The sequence below is a fragment of the Candidatus Streptomyces philanthi genome (assembly GCF_059553635.1).
In genome coordinates this window covers 1-4,844 of record NZ_JCANQV010000372.1, presented here as the reverse complement: position 1 = coordinate 4,844, position 4,844 = coordinate 1, and the positions used below count along the sequence as shown (strand labels likewise).

Here is a 4,844-nt window from a genome sequence, read left to right as displayed (position 1 = left end):
TGCGGTCAGGCGTCCAGCACCTGGTTCTCGCGCCGTACGACCGGGGGCTCGACGCTCCACGGGAAGTTGATCCAGTCGTCGGTGCGCTTCCACACGTACTCGCACTTCACCAGCGAGTGCGACTTCTCGTAGATCACCGCGCTGCGGACCTCGGCCACGGTGCCCTGGCAGAAGTCGTGCACCAGCTTGAGCGTCTTGCCGGTGTCGGCGACATCGTCGGCGATCAGGACCTTCTTGTCGGAGAAGTCGATCGCGTTGGGCACCGGCGCGAGCATCACCGGCATCTCCAGCGTCGTCCCGACGCCCGTGTAGAACTCCACGTTCACCAGGTGGATGTTCTTGCAGTCCAGCGCGTACGCCAGGCCGCCGGCGACGAAGACGCCGCCGCGCGCGATCGACAGCACGATGTCGGGCTCGAACCCGTCGTCCGCGATCGTCTGGGCCAGCTCGCGTATCGCCGTGCCGAACCGCTCGTAGGTCAGGTTCTCCCGTACGTCACTCACGTATCTCTCTCAGACCTTCTGTGTCTACGCCCTGACTCGCGCACGCCCCGGAGCCGGTGCCCCGCACCACGCGCCACACATCACGCGTCCTGGGACGCGTCTCGCACCGGACGCGGTGCGCTCACACCTGCGTCCGGTGGAAGTTCTTGAACGACCGCGACGGCGTCGGGCCGCGCTGCCCCTGGTAGCGGGATCCGTACCGCTCCGAACCGTAGGGGTGCTCCGCCGCCGAGGTCAGCCGGAACATGCACAGCTGCCCGATCTTCATCCCCGGCCACAGCTTGATCGGCAGCGTCGCGACATTGCTCAGCTCAAGCGTCACGTGCCCGCTGAACCCCGGGTCGATGAAGCCGGCGGTCGAGTGCGTCAGCAGCCCCAGCCGCCCCAGCGAGCTCTTGCCCTCCAGCCGGGAGGCGATGTCGTCCGGCAGCGAGATGACCTCGTACGTCGACGCCAGGACGAACTCACCGGGGTGCAGGATGAACGCGTCGTCACCCTCCGGCACGACCTCACGCGTCAGGTCGGCCTGCTCCGCCGCGGGGTCGATGTGCGGGTACCGGTGATTCTCGAACACCCGGAAATAGCGGTCGAGCCGCACGTCGATGCTCGACGGCTGCACCATCGACGCGTCGAAGGGATCAATACTCACCCGACCTGCGTCGATCTCGGCCCGGATGTCCTTGTCTGAGAGAAGCACGGGGACGAGGATACGCGCCCGCCGCACCCGGAACACATGACGATCATCCCGCGGGGGCGGCGCGGGGCGGTGGGGCGGCCCGGGGCGGGCGTTTGATCCCGTGGCGCGGGGCCGGTACTTCCGCTCCGGCTCCCACCCCTGCGGGCTCCTACGACAAGGGCCCGGCCCCCACTTGGGACCGGGCCCTCACCCGTCACTCCACTACCGTCTGCGCTGGCTCGCTAACGCTTGGCGCACTCCACCGGCACCGCGTTACGCAACCGGGCGCAGCGCGGGCAGCGCAGCAGCCGCCCAGGACCGAGCCGGTCAGTGGTCTGCATCGGGAACGAAGCGGTGCTGAACACGTGCCCTTCGGCACAACGGACGACGGTGCGCTCCATCAAGTCCTTCTCCCAACTGCGTGGACAACAAAAGCCACATTAGGGGATGAACTGGGCGCACACTCACGCGGCACTCCGACGCCCCACCGTACGCCTCAACTCCCGTACCCCGCACACGCATCCCACCCGGACGCCCACCCCGAAACGCACCACCGCTCACACCGGATACACCGGGAGCGAACCATGAGGTAGAGTGTGCGACGCTGCACCGCTTCCAGAATGAAGCGGTTCTACGCGGGTGTAGTTTAATGGTAGAACATGAGCTTCCCAAGCTCAGAGCGCGGGTTCGATTCCCGTCACCCGCTCCATGACGAAGGCCCAGGTCAACGACCTGGGCCTTGTTCGTTACCTAGACCTCTCGCGGGGCGGCGTGCCCTCCGCGTGCCCCATCTCACCGCAACGGCCAGGCAGGCGAGGGCCGGCGTCCCGCCCGCACCCGCGGAGTGAGCACCCATATCGGATCGCGAGACGCACTCTTCGCGGCCTGCACCACGCACCTGCCTCGAATGCGCGAATTCGCTTTCCCAAAGCAGGAGTTGGCTGCTAAGGCGAATCCTCGTAGCCGTGACTTCCCCACATGAGCCCGGCAAGGACGCCTCTATTGCCAGACTGACCGGAGGATGACGATGGACTGGCGAGAGGGAACGTGCTCAGCCGCGCGGGACACAGCTCCCGAACCCGCCAGGCCCTGATTCGACGTTGGAGACGCCTCGCATTGCCGCCGCCGGACTGGCTTAGTACTCCGGATTCACGTGGTGTTGAGCCGGTCCTCGAAGAAGAACGAGAACTGGTTCAGCGCCTTCTTCCAGTGTGCCGCGACGTGGTTGACGTCGCGCGCTTTGGGGGTGATCAGCTCGCGGACGGCGAGGTAGAGCACCTTGAGTGCGGCCTGCTCGGATGGGAAGTGACCCCGGTTGCGGGTCGCTTTCCGCAGCCGGGCGTTGATCGACTCGATGAGGTTCGTGGAGTAGACGACCTTCCTTATCTCGGGTGGGAAGGCCAGGTAGGGCGTGAATTCGCCCCATGCGGCCTGCCAGGTCCGTACGATCGCGGGATACTTCTGGCCCAGCTCGCCGGAGGCGAAGTCGGCCAGGGCCTGCTCGGCGGACTGCTCGGTCGGCGCGGTGTAGATGTCCTTCAACTCCGTGACCAGCCGGGCGTGATGCGCTTTGGAGGCGAACCTGAGCGACGCGCGGATCAGATGGATCACACACGTCTGGACCGTGGCCTTGGGCCAGGTCGCGGTGACCGCCTCGGGCAGGCCCTTGAGCCCGTCGCAGGCGACGATGCACACGTCCTCGATCCCGCGGTTGCGGAGCTCGGACAGCACCGTCATCCAGGTCGTGGCGCCTTCGCCTTCGTCGCCGGCCCACAGGCCGAGCACGTCCTTGCAGCCGTCCATGTCCACGCCGACGGCCAGGCAGACCGGTCGGGACGCCACGGTGCCGGAGCGGATCTTCACTCGCAGCGCGTCGATGCAGATGATCGGCCAGACGGTGTCCAGCGGCCGGTTCTGCCAGGTTTCGAGTTCGTCGGTGACGGCGTCGGTGGCCTTGCTGACCAGGTCGGGGGAGACCTCGACGCCGTACTTGCCGGCCAGGTGGGAGCGGATGTCGCGCACGCTCATGCCGCGGGCGTACAGCGACAGGACCTGCTCGTTGAACCCCGCCAGACGCCGGGCGTGCTTGGGCACCAGCTGCGGCTCGAACGAGCCCTCACGGTCCCGCGGCACGGCCAGGGTGACCGCCCCGGCGTCGGTCAGCACGGTCTTCGGCGAGGTCCCGTTGCGGCTGTTGCCCGACCCGCGACCCACCGGATCATGCTTCTCATAGCCGAGATGCTCGGTCATCTCCGCATCCAGGGCCTGCTCCAGCACAGCCCGCGTGACCTCCGTCAGCAGCCCGCCCTCACCCAGCAGGGCCGCACCCGAGGCGTCTGCGCGGTCCATCAGCCGCTCGACAACCTCGTCCACCAGCTTCTCGACCGGCTCGACGGCCGGCATCTCCTTGTCATCCATGTCCGTCCGTCCCGGTCGGCAAGGGCCCAGGTCAGGCCCCGGCCAGCCTGTCACATCACGGACTTACACGATCTTTCAGACACGCTCGCCTGAGATGCCGGGCGTGCGTACCTATGCCTCAATCCCTGGCAGGGAGCTCCCGCGTCGCGTAGTAGGCGTGCAGGGCGGCTTCGCTGCCGGAGCCCAGGGCGGTCATGATGCGTTGGAAGCGGGCGGATCGCAGGTCGCCGGCGATGATGACGCGGGGGTGCTGGTCGGCGGGACGGCAGTAGCCGGCCGCGTCGCGGACGAGGTCGCCGGACGGGGCGGTGGGGGCGTTGCCGATGCTGAGGAAGACAGCGTCCGCAGCAATGGTCCGTCGTTCGCCGGACCGGTCCACGATGTCGGCCGTCGCGGTGCCGTCCTCCGGGCGAAGGCTCAGGTGCTCGACCGGTAGGAGTGTGACGCGGGGGTCGTCGTGGATCTCCTCGATCTTGTAGTCGTCCTTCGCCGGGTAGACCACGAGCAGGCGGGTGTCCGTGGTCGGGTGGGTGCGCAGGAAGGTGCCGATCGGGCGGTCGCCGCCAAGAATGAGGAGGGTTCGGCCCTCGGCTTTGTCCGCGTCGGCCTGCCAGAGCGGTGGGAGGGTGAGGTCGGCGGGAGCGGTGATCCAGGGGACGTCACGGGGCTGGAGGGGACCGACGCCGGTGGCGACGATCGCGTGCGGGGCGGTCAGTCGGGTGCCGGTGTCCAGTGTGGCGGTGACGTGGTCTGCGTCGGCCCGGAGTTCGGTCGCGCGGCGGCCCAGTTCGAGGCGGCAGAGCTCCGTGTTCTTCAGCTCCGCGGTGATGGCGTCGGCCAGTTCCAGGCCGCTGGTGTATCCGCCGAGGACGTTGTTCAGCGCCGGGATGCGGTAGAGGTTGCGGCACAGGACGTCCGGCTCGATCAGGACCGAGCGGAGGCCGACACTGGCGGCCATACGGGCGGCGGCACAGCCGGCGGGGCCACCGCCGATGACGATCAGGTCGGCGTCGGGGGCGGTGGGCGAACCGGTGTGGGACGGTGTGTCGGCCATGCGGCTATTCCAGCACCGGGACCGTTGCGTGAGCAGTGAGCTGCCTCATCATGTGCCGCATCGTGATGAGTTGTCCTGCACCGATCAGGCGCCGTGCGACGACGAGCCCGGCGTCGTGAACGTCCGGGCCGGCGTCGCTCGCGGAGGCGTCGGTGACGATCCAGGGTGCGTAGCCGTACTCGAAGGCGTCGGC

Annotated in this window: 4 protein-coding genes, 1 tRNA gene and 1 pseudogene; 1 reads left to right on the top strand and 5 read right to left on the bottom strand. The window is 68.0% G+C overall.

From position 1 onward, the window contains the following. Nucleotides 1-5 precede the first annotated feature (5 nt). The gene (locus tag AC51EU_RS27115) at nucleotides 6-503 is read right to left on the bottom strand and encodes a phosphoribosyltransferase (protein WP_496269721.1); all 498 of its coding nucleotides are present in this window, start codon (nucleotides 501-503) and stop codon (nucleotides 6-8) included. Nucleotides 504-624: 121 nt separating this feature from the next. Continuing rightward, complete coding sequence (dcd, locus tag AC51EU_RS27110; RefSeq protein WP_496269720.1) at nucleotides 625-1,200, bottom strand: dCTP deaminase; 576 nt, start codon at nucleotides 1,198-1,200, stop codon at nucleotides 625-627. Nucleotides 1,201-1,814: 614 nt separating this feature from the next. Here dcd and AC51EU_RS27105 point away from each other — a divergent pair. Beyond that, nucleotides 1,815-1,888 (top strand) — tRNA-Gly (locus AC51EU_RS27105). 440 nt (nucleotides 1,889-2,328) lie between these two features. On the opposite strand, the gene AC51EU_RS27100 is transcribed toward AC51EU_RS27105, so the two are convergent. The 3 genes and pseudogenes from AC51EU_RS27100 to AC51EU_RS27090 form a co-directional block, all read right to left on the bottom strand. After that, entirely contained in the window at nucleotides 2,329-3,597 is a 1,269-nt protein-coding gene (locus AC51EU_RS27100) for an IS256 family transposase (protein WP_496269719.1), read from the bottom strand. Nucleotides 3,598-3,715: 118 nt separating this feature from the next. Beyond that, complete coding sequence (locus AC51EU_RS27095; RefSeq protein ID WP_496269718.1) at nucleotides 3,716-4,651, bottom strand: FAD-dependent oxidoreductase; 936 nt, start codon at nucleotides 4,649-4,651, stop codon at nucleotides 3,716-3,718. 4 nt (nucleotides 4,652-4,655) lie between these two features. Continuing rightward, nucleotides 4,656-4,844 (bottom strand): annotated as a pseudogene (locus tag AC51EU_RS27090) (cysteine hydrolase); the annotation flags it as partial.